We start from the raw sequence: 19,231 nt of genomic DNA, 5'->3' as shown, positions 1-19,231 counted from the left end.
ACCGGTCCGCCCCCGGCGCCGACCGCCCGAGCCCGATGGTTCAGACAGCCGGAGGCGTGAGACCGGACAGTGTGGTGCGGGCCTGTAGCCACCGGTGGTACTGGGTGTCGTAGGGGGCCGCGTGGGCGGGGTTCGGGTGGAGTTCGTGGAAGGTGCAGCCGAGGCGGTGGCGGGCGGTGGGGAGGTCGGGGGTGAGGGCCGCGCCGATCAGGGCGAGGGCGGCGGCGCCCAGCAGGGTCACATCGGGCTGGTCGCAGACGAGGACGGTGCGGCGCAGGACGTCGGCGCGCATCCGTGCCGCGCTTACCGAGCGTGCCGTGCCACCGGCCATGGCCACCGGCAGCGGCGCGCTGCCTGAGGTGGGCGGGTCGAGCAGGTCGACGGCCTCACGCACCGTGAACGACGCGCCCTCCTGGGCGGCACGCAGCAGGTGCGCGGGGGTGTGCCCGGGGCCCTGGCCGAGGACGGCGCCGCGGTCGGCGGGGTGCCAGCGGGGGAAGCGGCTGCCCGACATGGCGGGCAGTACCAGCAGCCCGTCGGCGCCCGGCGGCACCCGCGCGAGTTCGTCCTCAGGCACGGCCCCGACGAGGGCGCGCCAGCGGGCGACGGCGCCGCCCGACATGCCGGTGGGCCCGCCCGCCGTCCAGCCCCCGCCGGTCAGCGCGGGGTTGACGACGGCGCCCGCGGGCGCGAGCAGCGGGTCGGCGAGCAGCCGGCCGACGACGTCGGTGGTGCCCGCGACGTCCGCGACCGCGTCCCCCTCGCCGAGCAGCAGCCCGAGGCCGACCGAGCCGTCGGGCCCGCCCGCCACCACCGGGGTCCCGGGCGGCAGCCCGCATTCACGCGCCGCGGCGCCGGTGAGCGTGCCGACCACCTCGTGGCCCGCGGCCTGCGGCGGCAGCCAGCCGGGGTCGAGGCCGAGCGCGGTCACCGCGTCCTCGTTCCACCGCCCCGCGGCGACGTCGGACAGGAGCGTGTACGCGGCGTTCACCCGGTCGGTGGTGACACGGCCGGTGAGCCGGGCGGTGAGGAAGTCCTTGGGGGACAGCAGATGGCGCACCGCGCGCCGGGTCCCCGGGCGCTCCCGCAGGCTCAGCGCGTAGGCGAGCGCGCCGCCGGAGGGCGCGGGGCGGCGGGCGGCGGCGAGCAGCGGCCCCATGATCTCCTCGGGCAGCGCGCGCAGCAGGTCGAGCCCGCGCGGGTCCGCCCAGCCGCCCGCCTCGTCCACGGGCCGCAGCCGCGCGTCGACGGCGATGGTGCCGAGGTGCGCGGCCACCGCCAGCGCGCGCGGCGCCCAGCGGCGTCCCTCAAGACCGCCAAGGGCCGCGGCCACCGCGCCCCACAGCGCCTCGGCGTCGAAGCCGCGCCCGCCGTCCGCGGGCCGCGCCACCCTGCGGGCGGCGAGCACCGTGCCGTCCGCGGCGAGCACCGCGGCCCGTACCGCCGAGGTGCCCACGTCGACGGCGACGACCGCGCCGTCCGCCCCGGCGACGTGGCCGCCCGCGTGGCCGGGGGCGGACGGCGGCAGCCCCGGGGCGGACGGCGGCTTCACAGCGCCCCGGAGTCGGTGAGTTCCCTGATCTCCTCGGGGGTCAGCCCGAGGATGCCGCCGTAGACATGGGCGTTGTCCTCGCCCGCGACGGGCGGCGCCTTGCGGACCGTGGGCCCCGCCTTGCCCATGCGCACCGGGTTGCCGGGGAGCCTGAGGGTGCCGAGGCCGGGGTGCTCGCTCTCGACGACCATGCCGCGCGCCGCGATCTGCGGTGAGGCCGCCACCTCGGGGATGGTGGCGACCTTGGAGAAGGGGATGCCCGCCTCCTCCAGCGCGGCGGAGATCTCGGCGCAGGTCAGCGGGCGCGCCCAGGCCGCGATGACGGCTTCGAGGTCGGCGGCGTGCGCCATGCGCCCCGGCACGGTGCGGTACTCCTCCCTGCCGGTCAGGTCCTCGCGGCCGATGACCCGGCACAGCTTCGGGAAGAGCGAGTTCGTACCGGCCTGGATGTACATGTCGCCGTCCGCGCACCGGTAGACGTTGACGGGCGCGGTCAGCAGGTCGCGGGCGCCGCTGCGGGGCATGTCGGCGCCGAGCATCAGATGGGAGATGAGGCGGATGCCGAGGATGGAGAACATCGAGTCGAGCGAGGCGACGTCGACGTGCTGGCCCTCGCCGGTGTCCCTGCGGTGGCTCAGGGCGGCGAAGGCGCCGATGGCCGCCTGGTAGCCGGTGAGGTAGTCCGCGACGTACGTCCCGGCCAGGGTGGGCGGCCCGTCCTCCTCCCCCGTGACGGACATGAGGCCCGACGACGCCTGGGAGATGGCGTCGAAGAGGGCGCGGTGCGCGAGCGGCCCCGTCTGCCCGAAGCCGGAGACCGAGACGAGGATGACGCCGGGGTTCAGCTCCGCCATCCGCCCGTAGCCGAGGCCCATCTTCTCCATGGTGCCGGGGCGGTAGTTCTCCACCACCACGTCCGCCCACCGCACCAGATCCTCCAGGATGCCGAGCGCCCTGGGGTGGCGGGTGTCGAGGGTGGCGCCGTACTTGTTGCGGTTGTAGAGCATCGTGTAGAGGCTCTCGCCCTTGTAGTACGGCTCGTGGTGGCGGGAGTCCTCGCCTCCCGGGCGCTCGATCTTGACCACCTCGGCGCCGAAGTCGGCGAGGGTCTGGGCGCAGATCGGGCCCGCGATGAACCGTGAGAGGTCGAGCACCTTGACGCCGTCGAGGGGTCCCGCCGCCGTGCTGGGGTCGTGCATGGTCGTCTCCGTCTTTCCCCGGCCGTCGCCGGGGTCGTGTCCGTGGGCGTGTCCGCCCCGGCCCCCGTCGCCTTCCGTGCCGGTGCCACCGGCGGTCCCGGTCACTTCCCGTGCGCGACGAACGCCGGGTAGGTCCAGGCGCTGGCCGCCCTGTCGAGGACGACGTCGACGAGGCAGGGGCGGTCGCCCGCGAAGGCGCCGCGTACCGCCGCCACCAGGCCGTCCACGTCGGTGACGCGCGTGGCCTCGATCCCCATGCCGCGGGCCACCGCGGCGAAGTCGACGTCGCCGAAGTCCACACCGATGGTGCGGCCCTCGAAGTGCAGCTCCTGCTCCTGGCGGATGTTGCCGTAACTGGCGTCGTTGAGGACGACGAGGCAGACCGGGCCGCCCTGCCTCGCCAGGGTCTCCAGCTCGCCGAGGCTCATGCCGAGCGAGCCGTCCCCGATGAGGGCGAGGACCGGGCGGGTGGGCTCCGCCGCCACGGACGCGATGGACGCGGGCAGGGCGAAGCCCATGTTCCCGAAGCCGACGGGCTTGACGTATCGGCCCGGTTCGTCCATTTCCCACAGGAACGACCATACGCCGGGGTTTCCCGCGTCCGGTACGAGCACCGCGTCGCGCGGGGTGACCTCGCGCAGCGCGCGGACGACGACGGCGGGCGAGACGGTGCCCGGGTTCTCGGGCGCGAGGCCGGCGGACATCTCCCACCACTCCTTCTCGGCCTGCTGGAGCCCGGCGACCCACTCCCGCCTGCCCTCTGCGGCGGTGGCGGCGCGCGCTCCCAGCTCGGCGGTGAGGTCGCGGCTGAAGGCGGCGAGGTCGCCGACGACGCCCGTGGTGGTGTCGGCGTAGTAGCGGCCGATCATGGCCGGGTCCACGTCCACCTGCACGACCTCGGGCAGGGGCAGCCGCCAGCGGCTGGTGGAGACGGCGTTGAGGCTGTTGCCGAGGGCGAGGACGAGGTCGGACTCGGCGACGACTCGGGTGGAGAGCCGGGTGCCCATGCGGCTGAGCGCGCCGAAGACCAGCGGATGAGTGGTGGGGACGGCGCCCATGCCGTTGAAGGTGGTGAGCACGGGCGCGTTCAGCGCCTCGGCGAGCGCGAGGACGTCGCGGGAGGCGCGGGCGCGGTTGGCGCCGTTGCCGACCCAGATCACGGGGCGCTCGGCCGCGAGGAGCCGTTCGGCGACCGCGGCGACGGCCTGCGGCGCGGCGACGGGCCGCTCGCCGACCCAGGAGCGCACCGGGTGGACGTCGGGGATCTCGGGCGGCTGCGCGACGACGCCCTCCAGGGTGTCGCGGGCGAAGTCGAGGTGGACGGGGCCCGGGTTGCCGGTCATCGCGTTGACGTACGCCTCCTCCATCGCCTGCTTCAGCGAGGAGGCGTGGGCGACGAGGCGGGCGTACTTGGTGAAGGGGGCGAAGATCTGGACGTGGTCGGCGTTCTGCGCGTCGTCCTTGTGGATGTTCTCGCCGTTGTTGTTGCAGGTGATGATGATCGCCGGGCTGGAGTCCCGCAGGGCGCCGCCGACCCCGGTCAGCAGGTTGGTGGCGCCAGGGCCCGTGGTGGCGATGGCCACGGCGGGGCGGCCGGTGAGCCGCCCGAAGGCGTCCGCCATGACCGCCGCCGCGCCCTCGTGGCGGGTGTGGACGAAGCGGATCGTGGGGTGGTCGATCAGGGCGTCGGTGATGGCCAGGGTCTGGCCGCCGACGACGCCGAAGACATGGGTGATCCCCAGCGACTCCAGCATCCGCACGACGAGCTGCCCGCCCGTGGTCTCCTTCGACATGGTCTTGCCTCTCTGGTGGTGGTTCGGCCCGTACCGTGCGGGAAACGGCGGGCGGTGCGGGCGCCGGGCGGCGCCCGCGCGGGGTGGCTTCTGCGGTGGTGTCAGGCGGAGACACCGCCGTGCGGCTCCTGGTCGCGCGCGGTGGGAGCCCCGGAGTCCGCGACGATGTCGCTGCGGTGGGTCTCGGGGGCGGCGAGCGCGGCGACGATGCCGAGCAGCAGCACGGACACGGTGATCGCGACGACCGGCCAGGGGTTGCCGTCGGTCCAGATCAGCAGGGCGGTGGCGGCGTACGGCCAGGCGCCCACGACGACGCTGGGGATCTGGGAGGCGACGGCGAGCCCGGTGTAGCGGGTGCGGGTGTCGAACAGCTCCGAGAACATGCTCGGCTCCACCCCGTACAGGGCGCCGACGCCGATGCTGTACGCCACCAGCGAGACGAGGGTGGTGACGAGCAGCGAACCGGTGTCGAGGGCCAGGAAGATCGGCCAGGTCATCACGATGCCGACGACGGCGCCGATGATGTAGACGGGCCGCCGCCCGATGCGGTCGGAGAGGCGGCCCATGCCGTAGTAGGTGAAGATCGCGGCTCCGGCGGCTATCGCGGACGCCCACAGCACGTCGGACTCGGCGAGGGTGGTGTAGTTCGTGGCGTAGGTGACGACGAAGGTCAGCAGGATGTAGCCGTACATCGTCTCGCCGAGCCTGAGGCCCATGGCGATGAGCAGCGGCCTGCGCTCCTCGCGCAGCACCCGCACCAGCGGCGCCCGCTGCTCCGGGGCTCGCTGCTCCGGGGTCCGCTGGGCCTCGGCCTGCCGCTGCGCGGCGACGAACGCGGGTGTCTCGGTGATCCGCAGCCTGATGACGAGCCCCACCGCGATCAGCAGGCCGCTGGCCAGGAACGGCAGCCGCCAGCCCCAGCTGTACAGCCGGTCGTCGGGCAGCAGCGAGACCAGCGCGAAGGCGCCGGTGGACAGGACGAGGCCGACGGCGTTGCCGACCTGGGGCAGGCTGCCGTACGCGCCGCGCCTGCCGGGCGGCGCGTACTCGACGGCGACCAGGGCGGCGCCGCCCCACTCCCCGCCCGCGCCGAGGCCCTGCACGATGCGCAGCACCACGAGCAGCACCGGGGCCCAGACGCCGACCTCGGCGGCGGTGGGCAGCAGGCCCATCGCGAACGTGGCGAAGCCCATCATCAGGATGGTGAGCACCAGGACGTTCTTGCGGCCGAGCCGGTCGCCGAGGTGCCCCGCGACGACGCCGCCGACGGGGCGGGCGGCGAAGCCGACGCCGAAGACGGCGAACGAGGAGAGGGTGCCGTAGATCGGCTCCTCGCTCGGGAAGAACAGCTTGCCGAACACCAGCGCGGAGGCCGTGCCGAAGATGAAGTAGTCGTACCACTCGACGGCCGTGCCGATGAGGCTGGCGACCGCCGCCCTCCGTGCCAGGCGGGCGTGCTCGCGCCCGGCGCCGAACGCCGGGGGACCCGCGGTTTCCTGTGTCATGCCGACTCCGTTGTCTGCGCCGCGGCGCCTCGTCCACCCGGTGCGCGTCCTCGCCTGGCCGGGCGGACCTGGGATCAGTTCCTGGGATGAGTTCCTGGAATGGGTCTTGGACTGGCCGGGGGCCCGTGGGGCCGGGCCCCGGGATCGATCGGGGGCCCGGGATCGACCGGAAGCCAGTTATCTAGTTGGCTAGACTTTTCGGGACCGTAGAGTCACCTGCCATCTCCTGTCAACGGGTGTGCGGGAGGCCGGGCGGCCGGGGCCGACTGCGCCGATCGTCCGGGTTGAGCGCATACGGCGCTGGTGGGGGCGGTGATCGCGGGCGGATGTCCGCGGGGTTTCGTTCTCGTGTCGGAACCCTTGACGGCGCGGGCACGGCCATGGCTACAGTGCGCCCCATGGCTAGTCGTCTAGTCTTTTCGCCTCATCGGCGCGTGAGCCGTCCGCACGAAGGGAACCGACATGACCGCACCGGCGGCCGACGCCCCGGCCCAGGCCACCCCGTTGCAGGGGCTGCGCGTGCTCGACCTCTCCCGCTTCATCGCCGGGCCGCTGTGCTGCCAGATCCTCGGGGACATGGGGGCCGAGGTCATCAAGGTCGAGCGCCCCGGCGGTGAGGACAGCCGCCGCCACGTCCCCTTCCACCAGGGGCAGAGCCTCTACACGCTGGCGTACAACCGCAGCAAGTACGGCATCACGCTGAACACCCGGCACCCCGGCGCCCTGCCCGTCCTTGAGGAGCTGGTGCGCGGCAGCGACGTCGTGGTGGAGAACTTCCGCCCCGGCACCCTCGCCGCCATGGGCCTCGGCTGGGACCGCATCCACGAGGTCAACCCCCGGGCGGTGCTCGTCTCCCTCTCCGGCTTCGGGCAGACCGGCCCGCACCGCGACCGCGCCCTCTTCGACCCGATCGCACAGGCCGCCTCCGGGCTGATGAGCCTGACCGGGACCAGCGAGGGCGAGCCGCTGATGGCCGGTGTCTTCGTCGCGGACCACATCGCCGCTTTCCACGGTGTGATGGGCGCGCTGCTCGGCCTCGCGGGCCGCGAGCGCACCGGCAGCGGCCAGCACGTGGACATCGCCTGCGTCGACGCGCTGTTCTCCTGCATGGGCACGCTGCCGAGCGCCTGGCGGATGCTGGGGCAGGGCACCGTGCGCTCCGGCAACCGGGACCAGATCACCGTCCCCGCCAACACCTTCCCGGCCGCCGACGGCCACGTCTATCTGCACGCGGGCACCGACACCCTCTTCCCCCGCCTCGCCGCCGCCATGGGCCGGCCCGAGCTGGCCGCCGACCCCCGCTTCGCGGACCAGGCGGGGCGGCTCGCGAACGTCGAGGCGCTTGAGGACGTCGTCCGCGGCTGGACCCGGCTGTTCACCGTGGAGAAGCTGGCCGACGAGCTGTCGGCGGCGGGCATCCCCTTCTCCCCCGTCGCGACCGTGCCCGAGGTGACCGACTCCGAGCAGGTGCGCGCCCGGGACATGATGATCGACGTCGAGCACCCGGAACTCGGCACCCTCTCACTGCTCGGCATGCCCCTGAAGCTGAGCGGCACCCCGGGCGCGGTGCGCAAGGCGCCGCCGCTGCCCGGCGAGGACAACGCCGACGTCTACGGCCGCCTCCTCGGCCTCGACACCGCACGGCTCGACGCGATGCGGGCCGATGGCCTCATCTGAGCGGCACCCGGCGCCCGGACCGTGGCGCGAGACGGCCGGACCGCCCTGCGGGACGGGACGGCAAGACAACGAAACGGCGAGACGGCGAGACACGACCCACGGAAAGGCGGCGAGCATGACATGGCGTGACCTGACCGATCCCCGGCTGGTGGCCAGGGGCGTCGACCCGGAGGCGGGCCTCAAGGAGCCCGTCTTCGAGAACCTGGAGATCCCGGAGAAGCTGGGGCCCGCGACCGTGCTGGTCGACGACCACAAGATCAAGCGCTATGCGTTCACCCAGGACGACTACCACCCCTGGCACTTCACCGACAGCCCCTTCGGCGGCCGGATCGGCCATGCCGCACTGCTCTCCAACGACCTGGTGCAACTGTTCACCACCCGCTACGCCGCGAGCAGGACCGTGGGTCTGCACACGGAGGAGCAGCTCTGGTTCGACGGCCCCGCACGCCTCGGCGACGAGGTCACGCTGGAGGGCACGTACGTGGAGTCGTACACCAGGCGCGGGCAGGACTACGTGGTGATGGAGGCGACCGCGACCGGCCCTGGCGGGCGCAGCGTCCTCAGGCACCGGGGCGTGGAGATCCTGCGCACCAGGCCGGGGGACGTCGTCGGCCGGGCCATGAGCGGCAGCGGGGACGGCGGAGCCGCCGGGGACGGCGCGGGCGACGGGGGCGGCGCGGGCAGGGGAGAGCGTGCGGGCGGCGCGGGCGGTGGGCGGGTCGACGGGAGCTTCGACCCCGCCCTGCCCACCGCGCGCGTCGCCGACCCGGCGACCCTGGTGCCCGGCGCGCCCCTGCCCACCAGGGAGGCCACCGTCACCCAGGAGCAGGCGTCCGTCTTCTCCCGCTGCGGCGAGTACGTGCGCAACGTCCACGACGACCTCGCGATCGCCCGCGAGGGCGGTCTCCGCATCCCCATCGTGCAGGGCCAGCAGCAGTGCGGCCTGGTCACCGCGGTGCTCACCCGCTTCTTCGGGGCGCCGTTCTTCACCGGGGGATGGCTGCGGGTGAAGTTCGTACAGCCCGTCGAGGTCTTCGAACCGCTGGTGGTCGGCGGGGTGGTGAAGCGCGTCGAGCAGGTGGCGGCGGGCGGCACCGCCGTCGACACCGAGGTGTGGGTGCGGCGCGCCGACGGCAGGCTGAGCACCGTCGGCTGGGCCTCCTGCACCGTCCCGCCGACGCCCGCCCCGGTATGAGGGGCCCGGCCGTGACGGTACTGTGGTCGCCCGGCGCCGGACACGTCGCCAGGGCCGCCGACCGCCCCGTGAAGCCGCCCCACCCGCGCACCGGGGCCGGCACCCCGGCCGCCCCGCACGCGTTCACGCCGTACGAAGGAAGGAGTGCCGCCCGTGGCTCCGCGGCCGATGTACGAAGTCATCCGTGGGGACATCCTCGACCAGATCAACACCGGCATCCTGCCGCCCGAGACGCGGCTGCCGAGCGAGAGCGAACTGGCCGAGCGGTACGGGGTGAGCCGGATGACGGTCCGCCAGGCGCTCGACTCCCTGAACCGGGAGCGCATCCTGGTGCGCAGGCGCGGCGCGGGCACCTTCGTCTCCCCGTCCCGGCCCGGCTCGCGGCGGGTCAACCGGCTGCGCCCGTTCCGCGACGACGTGATGGGCGACCCGGCCACCGTCACCACGGCAGTGCTGCTGCGGGAGTCCACCGCACCGCCCGCCGAGGTGGCGGAGGCGCTTGGCCTCGCGGACGGCGGCCGGGACGCCACCAGGATCGTGCGGCTGCGGACCGTGGACGACGAACCGGCGGCCGTCCAGGAGTCCTGGGTGCCCTCCACCGTCGCCCCCGGGCTGCTGCGCGGCGAACTCGTCGAGGGCTCGCTCTACCGGACCCTCGCCGACACCTGGGGCGTCGAACTGAGCTGGGCGGACCAGCAGATCAGCGCCGCCTCCGCGACCGAGCAGTTGGCCGCATGGCTGTCGGTGCGCCCCGGCGACCCGCTGATCAGGGCGAACCGCACCACGCACGACAGCACCGGGCGCGCCGTCGAGTGGGCGGTCAGTTGGACCAGGCCCGAGTTCCCCTTCGTCATGCGCCTGGAAGCCTGAGCGTCACACGCCGGGCAGCCTGAGCACCGGGCGCCCGGAAGCCCGACCCCGGGCGCGGGCCCGCGCGCTCCACCGCGCCCCCCGCGGACCGCACGCGGACCGCCGACGCCCCGCGCCGCTCCGGGCGCCGGACCCCCCTGCCCGCGCGCCCCTCCCCGGGGCCGCGCACACCCCCGTCCCCCCTTCCCCCTTCCCCGTACCGCTAAGGAACGACACCCATGAACATCTGGTGGACCGGAACCAAGGAAGCACTCTTCGAGAACATCGAGATCCCCGAGAAGTTCGGGCCCTTCGACATCGTCGTCGACGAACGCCTCGTGAAGAACTACGCGTTCGCCCAGGACGACCCCACGGCGGGCGCCCTGCTGCTCGACGGCGCCCCCGCGGCCCACCCCGCCGTCCTCTGCAACGAGCTGCTCTTCCTCTTCTACGCGGCGTACGACGGCAACACCGCGCAGGGGCTGCACACCAGCGAGGACATCAGCTTCCACTCGCCGATCAGGATCGGCGAGACCGTCACCCTCAGCGGCGGCTACGTCGAGACCTACCGGCGCCGCGGCAAGGGCTACGTCGTCATGGAGGCCGAGGCGCGCGGCGCGGACGGGCGGCTGCTGGTGCGGCACCGCGGCACGGAGATCATGCGGGTGCGGGCGTCCGAGGTGGTCGGCGGCGGCACGGCGCCCGAGCCCGCCCGCCGGGTGACCGGCGAACAGCTCCCGGGCGTGCCCGCCGCCACCCGCGCCTCGTACGAACTGCCCGCGCGCACCCCCGTCAGGCCGGTGGCCAAGCGCATCGCCCAGGAGCAGATGTACGTCTTCTCCTGGGGCGGCCGCGGCTTCTCCAACATCCACACCGACCTCGCGGGCGCCCGCCGCTCCGGCATGGACCGCACCATCGCCCAGGCCATGCAGCAGGTGGGCTACGTCTCCCAGATGCTGGGCGAGTTCCACGGGGCGCCGTGGCTCGCGGACGGCCATCTCGCGCTGAAGTTCGTGCGGCCGTTCTACGTGGGCGACGCGGTCACCGCGGGCGGCGCCGTCCTCGGCCCGGTGGACCACGAGGGCAGGCGGCACCTGGAGACCGAGGTCTGGGTCGAGAACGAGTCCGGCCAGAAGACGGCCGTGGGCTGGGCCCACGCTCCCGTGGAGGAGGCCCGGTGAACCGCCGGGGCGGGGCGGCCGGGGAGGCCGGGGAGGCGGTCGGCGAGGAGGCCGACGGGGTTGAGGGGGTTGGTGGCGGGGAGGCGGCCGACGGCGGCGAGACGGCTGGCAGCGAGACGGCAGGCGGCGGTGAGGCGCGGGTGCCCGCGGCCATGCGGCGGGTCGCGGTGGCCAGCCTCGTCGGGACGATGGTCGAGTGGTACGACTACTTCGTCTTCGGCACCGCGTCGGCGGTCGTCTTCAACCGCGTCTTCTTCCCCGACCTCGACCCGGCCGTGGGCACCCTGGCCTCCTTCGCCACCCTGGGCGTCGGCTTCGTCGCGCGCCCCCTGGGCGCCGTCGTCATCGGGCACTTCGGCGACCGGGTCGGCCGCAAGTCGATGCTCGTCCTCACCCTGATGGTGATGGGCCTCGCCACACTGCTGATCGGCGTCCTGCCCACCTACGGCACGGTCGGCCTCTGGGCGCCCGCACTGCTGGTGCTGCTCCGCCTCGTCCAGGGCTTCGGGGTCGGCGGCGAGTGGGGCGGCGCGGTGCTGATGGTGGTGGAGCACGCGCCCGCCCGCCGACGCGGCTTCTGGGGAACCTTCCCGCAGATCGGCAACGCCATCGGGCTCGTCGCCGCCACCGGCATCTTCGCCGCGTTCGCGCTGCTGCCCGAGGACCAGTTCCTCGCCTGGGGCTGGCGCGTCCCGTTCCTGCTCAGCGGCGTGATGCTGGCCGTGGGGCTGTGGGTGCGCCTCGCGGTGGAGGAGTCGCCCGCCTTCGCGCGCCTCAAGGAGCGGCAGGCGCAGGCCCGGCTGCCGATCGTGGAGGTGTTCAAGACCCAGTACCGCAGCGTGCTGATGGCCGTCGGGCTGCGCGCCTGCGAGGGCGTCTTCTCGTATCTGATCCTGACGTTCTCGCTGTCGTACGGGACGGACGACCTCGGCATGTCCCGTACGCCGATCCTGCTGGCGACCACCGTCGCGGCGGCGGTGATCGGCTGTGCCTACCCCTTCTTCGGCTCGCTCTCCGACCGCGTCGGGCGCCGCCCCGTCTACCTCTTCGGAGCGGCCTTCACCCTCGTCTTCGCGTTCCCCTTCACCTGGCTGCTCGGCAGCGGCTCCATGGCCCTGCTCTGGGTGGCGATCATCGTCGGCTACACGCTGGCGATCGGCTCCACGTACGCGGTCCAACCGGCGCTGTTCTCCGAGCTGTTCAGCGCCCGGGTCCGCTACACCGGGATCTCGGTGGGCCAGCAGCTCGCCTCGGTCGTCACCAGCGGACTCGCCCCGACGATCGCGTCCGCACTGACCCTGTGGGCGGGCGGCTCCCTGTGGCCGGTGGCGCTGTACATCGTGGTCTCCGCACTGATCACCCTGGCGACGGTGCGCTGGATCGGGGAGACGAAGACGGCGGGAATGTAGGGGGCTTCGGGGGGCCGGGGGGATTCGGGGCCCGCCCCTGGCCCCGCCCCGTGCTGGAGGTCCCGCCCGGAGGGCCCTGCGCCTCAGGAGCGGCCGCGCTGGGAGCGCCAGACGAGGAACAGGGCCGAGGCGATGGCCGCCCCCCTGAGCACCCCCGGCCAGGTGTCGGCCAGCGCGTCGTTCATATGGCCCTTGGCGATCGCCGAGCCCCAGCGGCCGGTTCCCCTCCCCCACAGCCAGACGATGCCCCCCGCGACCGCGAGCCCCGGCACCACGAACACCGCCGCCTTCGACTCGCCGGGCGTCAGCCGCCGCGAGGCGTACGCGATGACCCAGCCGATGGCGGCCGTCCACCAGTTGGTGAAGAGCGCGCCCCACACCAGCAGCACGGCGGCGATCAGCAGCAGGGGGTTGGTCCAGCGGGCCGGCGACGCCACCCGGGCGGGCCAGAGGCGCGGCACCAGACGCCGTCTGGGGACCTCGGCCGCGTCCGCGACGTCCGCCTCCGCCACGGGGAGGGCCTCCGCGCCCGCCTCGCCCCCGCCCTCCGCGTCCACGCCGTCCTTGGAGAGCGGCACCCCTTCCCCGGGCCGCTTCATGGGTGAAATGCCCAGTATCTCGGGGATCTCCACGCCCCCGACGAAGCCGGGCACCGCGCCGTCGCCGCCCGAAGGACTGCCGTCGACGCGCCACCAGTCGGTACTCGACGAGGTACGACCGCGCTGCCGCGGCGGGCCCGCGGCGGGCGCCGACGCCTCGGGGACCTCCGGCCCGGCGGCGGTCTCGGCGGGCTGGGCGGGCTCAGCGGGCTCAGGGGGGCGCGGGCCCGGAACCAGACGCCGCAGAATGCCCGGCACCCGCTCCAGGGTCGACTCGCCGGTCGGCGCCGGGGGCTGCGCGGGCTTCGGACGGGGCGGCGGGGAGGGCGCGGCGGGCCGGGGCGGCGGGGGCGGGTCGGGGTCGTAGTCGTACTCGGGCTCCTTGGCGCGGGAGGGGCGGCTGCCGCCCGCCGCCTCGACCACCGCGTCGGGGCTGCCGAGCCTCGACAGGATGCGGCGCACCGCGGCGGGGCTGTCGGCCGCGCCACCGGAACGGTGCCGGTCGATCTCCCCGCGCAGCTCCGTGACCAGCCGCATCCGGGTGGCCGAAGGCAACTGGCGCTGCTGGGCCACGTCTCCGACCCGGCTCAGATAGTCGAAGACCAGCCGGTCGCTCTCGATCCCCACGAAGTCCCCTCCGGGGCTCGCCCGTTCAGTTCCCCGTCGAACGACGGTACCGCGCCACGGGGGTCCCCTGTGGATCTTCCCTCATCCGGGCGCGGCGGGTGCGCGACGGGCGCGCCACGCGCAACGCCACCGCGCCGCCGCCGCACCGGGAGCACGGGGCTGGGGCCGCGGCTGCGCGCCCGCGCGGGGCGGGGCGTGCCGCCGCGCGCGGGGGCGCGGATGAACCGCCCGCGCCTCCCGGGAGGCCCCCGGTGCCGCCCCGACCCGTTACCGTGGGCCGGATGAGCAGTCATCTGACGTCGGGGGGCGGTGCCCCCCGGTCCCTCGCCGAGGCGTTGCGCGCCCGCGACGACGCCTCCCTGGCCGCCCTGCTGCGGGCACGGCCCGACCTGCTCTCGCCGGTGCCGCTCGATATGACGCAGCTCGCCACCCGGGCCGTGAACCGCGCCTCCGTGGTACGCGCCCTCGGCCGCCTCGACCGCTTCGCCCTCCAGACCGCCCAGGCCCTCGCGATCGCCGCGGAGCCGACCCCGTACCGGGCACTGCGTGAACTCCTCACCGGATACGGGGCAGATGGGGACTCCGGTCCTGACTCCGCGGCGGACACGGGACACCCGCGAGAACGAGAAGAGGACGAGACCGTAGCCCCGGGCGCCGCCAGCGCCAGCGCCACCGCCCCCGCCACCCCCGACACCACCGCCAGCGGTACCACCGCCACCGAGTCCAACGCCGACCCCGGCGGCGGTCCCGAACGGCTCCCCCTCTCCGGGGCAGTCGCCCGTGCGCTCCCCGGCGCCGTGGGGACGCTGCGCGAACAGGCGCTGCTGTGGGGGCCCGACGACCGGCTGCGGCTGGTGCGCACCGCGCGCGAACTCCTCACGCCCTCGCCCCAGCACCCCTCCCCCACCGGCCTCGGGCCGACGGTCGCGGAGGCCACGTCCGGGATGTCCCCCGGCCGTGTCCAGGAGATCGTCACCACGGCCGGGCTGCCGACCACCCATGACGCGGTCTCCGCCGTCTCCGCGCTCGCCGCGCTCTTCGCCGACCGCTCCCGGATGGCGGCGCTGCTCGACGAGGCGCCACCTGCCGCCCTCGACGTACTGGAGCGGCTGCTGTGGGGGCCGCCGTACGGGCAGGTCACAGCGGCGCCCGCGCCCCATCTGCGGTGGCTGCTCGACCGGGGGCTGCTGCTGCCGACCTCGCCCGGCACGGTGGTACTGCCCAGGGAGGCCGCCCTCCATCTGCGCGGCGGCCGGGCGCACCGGCGGCTCGAACCGCTGCCCCCGACGATCGCCACCGCGGCCCACAACCGGCCCCGTATCGTCGACATGACGGCCGCGGGCCAGGCGTACACGGCGGTCACCGTCGTCGAGGGGCTGCTGAAGGAGTGGGACGAGGGCGGGCCCGCGGTGCTGCGGGCCGGGGGACTCAGCGTGCGGGACCTGAAGCGGACCGCGACCGCGCTCGACGCGCCCGAGACCACCGCCGCCTTCTGGCTCGAACTCGCCTACGCCGCCGGGCTGCTGGCCTCCGACGGCGGCCACGGCACCTTCGCCGCGGCCGAGGGCGACGACCCCGAAGCCGCCCTCGCCGACGACCCCGCGGAGGGCGGCAGGAGCCGCCGCAGGGACGTCGAGCGCTACGCCGCCACCCCCGCGTACGACACCTGGCTCGACCTGCCCGTCGCGGAGCGCTGGCAGCGGCTGGTCACCGCCTGGCTGCCCGCCACCCGCACACCGGGCCTCGTCGGCGGGCGGGACAGCAAGGACCGGGCACTCTCGGCGCTCGGCCCCGGGCTCGACAGGTCCGCCTCGCCCGAGGTGCGCGGCCGGGTGCTGGCGCTGCTCGACGAGCTTCCCGAGGGCGCGGCGCCCGATCCCGACGCGCTGCTCGCCCGGCTCGGCTGGGAGCGCCCCGCCCGCGCCGAGCGCCCCGAGGGGCTGCGCTCGCGCATCGCGCGCTGGGTACTCGACGAGGCCGAACTCCTCGGCGTCACAGGACGCGGCGCCCTCTCCACCCACGGCCGCGCGCTCCTCGCCACCGGGGCGCGGGAGCAAGGCCAGGCGCCGGGGCAGGAGCAGGCGCGGGAGCACGGGCCCGTGCAGGGGCCCTCGCCCGCGGAGCTGCTGGCGCCGCTGCTGCCCGAGCCGGTGGACCATGTGCTGCTCCAGGCCGATCTGACCGCCGTCGCCCCGGGGCCGCTCGTCGCGCCGGTCGCGGAGACCCTGGGTGTGCTCGCCGACGTGGAGTCGAAGGGCGGCGCCACGGTCTACCGCTTCACCCCCGGCTCCGTACGGCGCGCGCTCGACTCGGGGCACGGCGCCGACGATCTGCACGCGTTCCTCGCCACCCACTCCCGTACGCCCGTGCCGCAGCCGCTGTCCTACCTCATCGACGACGTGGCACGTAAGCACGGCCATCTGCGGATCGGGGCCGCCTCCGCCTACGTCCGCTGCGACGACCCCGCCGTGCTCGACGAGATCACCGCCGACAAGCGCTCGGCGGGCCTCGGTCTGCGCCGGCTCGCGCCGACCGTCATCGCCACCCGCACCGAGCCCGCGCCGCTCCTCGACGGGCTGCGCGCGATGGGATTCGCGCCCGCCATCGAGTCCGCCACGGGCGATGTGGTGGTCGCCCGCGCGAGCGCCCTGCGCACCCCGGAACGCACCGCCCCCGAGCCCGTCCCCGACGGCCCGCCCGAGCCGGACACCGCCGTACTCGCCGACGCCGTACGCGCGCTGCGGACCGGGGAGGCGGCGGCCTCCGCACCCCGCGGCGACGTCCCCCAGCCGCCGGGACAGGTGCCCCGCACCCCCACCGAGGACACCCTCGCCGCCCTCCAGGCCGCGGTGCTCACCGGTGAGGCGGTGTGGATCGGCTATGTGAACGCCGAGGGCACCGCCAGCCGACGCGTGATCGCCCCGGTACGGGTCGAGGGCGGCGTGGTGACCGCTTTCGACCGCATCGCCGACGAACTACGCACCTACCCCCTCCACCGCATCACCGGCATCACCGGCATCACAGAACTCTCCCACGACACCTGAGCCGCGCCGCCCGCGCCGAGCCGGTCCCGCCCCGGATGCCCCGTGCCACGGCGGGCCGGTGGTCGGGTGAGGCACACTGGACGTTTGGCCGGAGTGGTGGTGCCCCGGGTTGGCCATGCGACACGTTCGGAAGGGACGCACGTGAACGGACCGCTCATCGTTCAGTCGGACAAGACCCTGCTGCTTGAGGTCGACCATGAGCAGGCGGACGCGTGCCGCCGCGCGATCGCGCCGTTCGCGGAGCTGGAGCGGGCACCCGAGCACATCCACACCTACCGGGTGACCCCGCTCGGGCTGTGGAACGCCCGGGCCGCCGGGCACGACGCCGAGCAGGTCGTGGACGCACTGGTCGAGTACTCGCGCTACCCGGTGCCGAACGCGCTGCTCGTGGACATCGCCGAGACGATGGACCGCTACGGCAGGCTCACCCTGAGCAAGCACCCGGCGCACGGCCTGGTCCTGACCACCACCGACCGGCCGGTGCTTGAGGAGGTGCTGCGGTCGAAGCGGGTCGCGCCCCTCGTGGGGGCCCGCATCGACCCGGACACGGTGGCCGTGCACCCCTCGGAGCGGGGGCAGATCAAGCAGACGCTGCTACGGCTCGGCTGGCCCGCCGAGGACCTGGCCGGGTATGTGGACGGCGAGGCGCACCCGATCGAGCTGGCCGAGGACGGCTGGGCGCTGCGCACATATCAGAAACAGGCGGTGCAGAACTTCTGGCATGGCGGCTCCGGTGTCGTGGTCCTTCCGTGCGGTGCGGGCAAGACGCTGGTGGGCGCGGGGGCGATGGCACAGGCCGAGGCGACGACGCTGATCCTGGTCACCAACACCGTCTCGGCCCGGCAGTGGAAGCACGAGCTGGTGCAGCGCACCTCGCTGACCGAGGAGGAGATCGGCGAGTACAGCGGCACCCGCAAGGAGATCCGGCCCGTCACCATCGCCACATATCAGGTGCTGACGACGAAGCGGAAGGGCGTCTATCCGCATCTGGAGCTGTTCGACTCCAGGGACTGGGGCCTGATCATCTATGACGAGGTGCATCTGCTGCCCGCGCCCGTCTTCAAGTTCACCGCGGACCTCCAGGCCCGCCGCCGCCTCGGGCTCACGGCGACGCTGGTGCGCGAGGACGGGCGGGAGTCCGACGTCTTCTCGCTGATCGGGCCCAAGCGCTTCGACGCGCCCTGGAAGGAGATCGAGGCGCAGGGCTACATCGCGCCGGCGGACTGCGTCGAGGTGCGGGTGAACCTGACCGACGGGGAGCGGCTCGCGTATGCCACCGCGGAGACCGAGGAGAAGTACCGCTTCTGTGCGACGACCGAGACCAAGAGGCGGGTCACCGAGGAGCTGGTGCGCCGCCACGCGGGGCAGCAGACCCTGGTGATCGGGCAGTACATCGACCAGCTCGACGAGCTGGGGGAGCATCTGGACGCGCCCGTGATCAAGGGGGAGACCTCGAACACGCAGCGTGAGCGGCTGTTCGACGCCTTCCGGGCGGGGGAGCTTTCGGTGCTCGTGGTGTCGAAGGTGGCGAACTTCTCGGTGGACCTGCCGGAGGCGACGGTGGCGATCCAGGTGTCGGGGACCTTCGGGTCGCGGCAGGAGGAGGCCCAGCGGCTTGGCCGGGTGCTGCGGCCCAAGGCGGACGGGCACGAGGCGCGCTTCTACTCGGTGGTGGCGAGGGACACGATCGACCAGGACTTCGCCGCGCACCGGCAGCGCTTCCTGGCGGAGCAGGGCTACGCGTACCGGATCATGGACGCGGACTCGCTGCTGTCGGGGGGCGACCCCCAGTCGGACGGAGACGGAACGGGTACGGGTACGAGCACGGGGGCGGACACGGGTACAGGTACGGCTACGGGTGCGGGTACGGACACGGGTGCGGCCGGTGACGAGGCTCGGCCCGGCGGCGACGGCACGGGGGACACCGACGCCATGGGGGCGTGAGGCCCCGGGCCCGGTCATCGCCTGCGGACGCCGGCCTCTTCCATGCCGTCGGCCCCGCCGAGGACGACGACGCTGAAAGCGGTGGCGGTGAAGACCTTGAGGACGCGCAGGGCGTCCCCGAGACGGTGGGGGTGCTCGGCGCCGGTCGCCGCGGTGGCGCCCGAGGGCCGGTGGATGCGTCGCTGCCCAGGGAAGGCGGAGGGGATCGCCGAGACCGGGGCGGTCGGGGGGAAGGTCGATGCGCTCATGGGTCCCATCATGGTTTTCGGGCATTCACGGCACATCGGCCCCCGGGTGGAGGCCCGGGTGGATTTCGATCAGACTCCGGAGCGAGGCGGCGGCCGGGGTCGGATCAGGGTCTTCTCCGGGACACCGGGCTGATTTGCCGGAATTGTCCAGAGGGTTGAACTCCCAGGGCGGAGACGGAGCGCCGGAGGGTCCACCTGTGGGTGGGCCAGGGGTCGTCCTCGGGGTAGAGACGGCCGCCCGGCGCCTCCTCCGTGATCGCCCCGGGGAGGGAGACCCGGGTGGAAACGGGCAGGGGGGTCCGCGGCCCGACGGGCGGCGAAACAATTCGTTGGCGCATGATTCCCGGCTGATCTACACTTCCCGCTCTTGCCCGCCTCCCCTCGTGGATGGCCGCCGCCCGGACGGAAA

The 19,231-nt window shown here is 74.3% G+C and carries 12 protein-coding genes and 1 pseudogene; 7 read left to right on the top strand and 6 right to left on the bottom strand.

What is annotated here, in order from left to right; translation table 11 throughout:
* Positions 1-40: 40 nt before the first annotated feature.
* The 4 genes from ACIBIW_RS20330 to ACIBIW_RS20315 all read right to left on the bottom strand — a co-directional run bounded on the left by ACIBIW_RS20330 (position 41) and on the right by ACIBIW_RS20315 (position 6,049).
* Positions 41-1,552, bottom strand: a complete 1,512-nt coding sequence (locus ACIBIW_RS20330; protein WP_399338020.1) for an FGGY-family carbohydrate kinase — start codon at positions 1,550-1,552, stop codon at positions 41-43.
* The gene (locus ACIBIW_RS20325; protein WP_399338018.1) at positions 1,549-2,751 is read right to left on the bottom strand and encodes a CaiB/BaiF CoA transferase family protein; all 1,203 of its coding nucleotides are present in this window, start codon (positions 2,749-2,751) and stop codon (positions 1,549-1,551) included. Before ACIBIW_RS20325 ends, ACIBIW_RS20330 begins: the two co-directional genes overlap by 4 nt.
* Positions 2,752-2,852: 101 nt before the next feature.
* Positions 2,853-4,544, bottom strand: a complete 1,692-nt coding sequence (locus ACIBIW_RS20320; protein WP_399338016.1) for a thiamine pyrophosphate-binding protein — start codon at positions 4,542-4,544, stop codon at positions 2,853-2,855.
* A 101-nt stretch (positions 4,545-4,645) separates the two neighbouring features.
* A complete protein-coding gene (locus ACIBIW_RS20315) occupies positions 4,646-6,049 on the bottom strand; it encodes an MFS transporter (RefSeq protein WP_399338014.1) in 1,404 nt (467 codons plus the stop codon).
* A gap of 462 nt (positions 6,050-6,511) precedes the next feature.
* Here ACIBIW_RS20315 and ACIBIW_RS20310 point away from each other — a divergent pair, with 462 nt between their 5' ends.
* The 5 genes from ACIBIW_RS20310 (at position 6,512) to ACIBIW_RS20290 (ending at position 12,360) form a co-directional block, all read left to right on the top strand.
* Positions 6,512-7,726, top strand: coding sequence for a CaiB/BaiF CoA transferase family protein (locus tag ACIBIW_RS20310; protein ID WP_399338012.1), 1,215 nt, complete (start codon positions 6,512-6,514; stop codon positions 7,724-7,726).
* A gap of 115 nt (positions 7,727-7,841) precedes the next feature.
* A complete protein-coding gene (locus tag ACIBIW_RS20305) occupies positions 7,842-8,921 on the top strand; it encodes a hypothetical protein (RefSeq protein ID WP_399338010.1) in 1,080 nt (359 codons plus the stop codon).
* A gap of 153 nt (positions 8,922-9,074) precedes the next feature.
* On the top strand, positions 9,075-9,791 hold the full coding sequence (locus ACIBIW_RS20300) for a GntR family transcriptional regulator (protein ID WP_399338008.1): 717 nt from the start codon (positions 9,075-9,077) through the stop codon (positions 9,789-9,791).
* Positions 9,792-10,009: 218 nt separating this feature from the next.
* Positions 10,010-10,951, top strand: a complete 942-nt coding sequence (locus ACIBIW_RS20295) for a hypothetical protein (protein WP_399338006.1) — start codon at positions 10,010-10,012, stop codon at positions 10,949-10,951.
* Complete coding sequence (locus ACIBIW_RS20290; RefSeq protein ID WP_399338004.1) at positions 10,948-12,360, top strand: MFS transporter; 1,413 nt, start codon at positions 10,948-10,950, stop codon at positions 12,358-12,360. Before ACIBIW_RS20295 ends, ACIBIW_RS20290 begins: the two co-directional genes overlap by 4 nt.
* An 83-nt stretch (positions 12,361-12,443) precedes the next feature.
* Here the strand turns inward: ACIBIW_RS20290 and ACIBIW_RS20285 are convergent, their stop codons facing one another.
* Entirely contained in the window at positions 12,444-13,586 is a 1,143-nt protein-coding gene (locus ACIBIW_RS20285) for a hypothetical protein (RefSeq protein ID WP_399338002.1), read from the bottom strand.
* Between the two features lie 281 nt (positions 13,587-13,867).
* Between ACIBIW_RS20285 and ACIBIW_RS20280 the strand changes: the two genes are divergently transcribed.
* Both ACIBIW_RS20280 and ACIBIW_RS20275 read left to right on the top strand, forming a co-directional pair.
* Positions 13,868-16,630 (top strand): helicase-associated domain-containing protein, encoded by a 2,763-nt coding sequence (locus ACIBIW_RS20280; RefSeq protein WP_399338000.1) that lies wholly within the window; start codon positions 13,868-13,870, stop codon positions 16,628-16,630.
* Positions 16,631-16,771: 141 nt separating this feature from the next.
* Positions 16,772-18,409, top strand: a pseudogene (locus tag ACIBIW_RS20275) (DNA repair helicase XPB); the annotation flags it as partial.
* 179 nt (positions 18,410-18,588) lie between these two features.
* Here ACIBIW_RS20275 and ACIBIW_RS20270 read toward each other — a convergent pair.
* Entirely contained in the window at positions 18,589-18,822 is a 234-nt protein-coding gene (locus tag ACIBIW_RS20270; RefSeq protein WP_399337998.1) for a hypothetical protein, read from the bottom strand.
* Positions 18,823-19,231 lie beyond the last annotated feature (409 nt).

Source organism: Streptomyces sp. NPDC050560 (genome assembly GCF_044457285.1).
Lineage (GTDB): Bacteria > Actinomycetota > Actinomycetes > Streptomycetales > Streptomycetaceae > Streptomyces.
The sequence above is the reverse complement of the archived record's forward strand: the minus strand, read 5'-3'. Positions and strand labels throughout refer to the sequence as shown.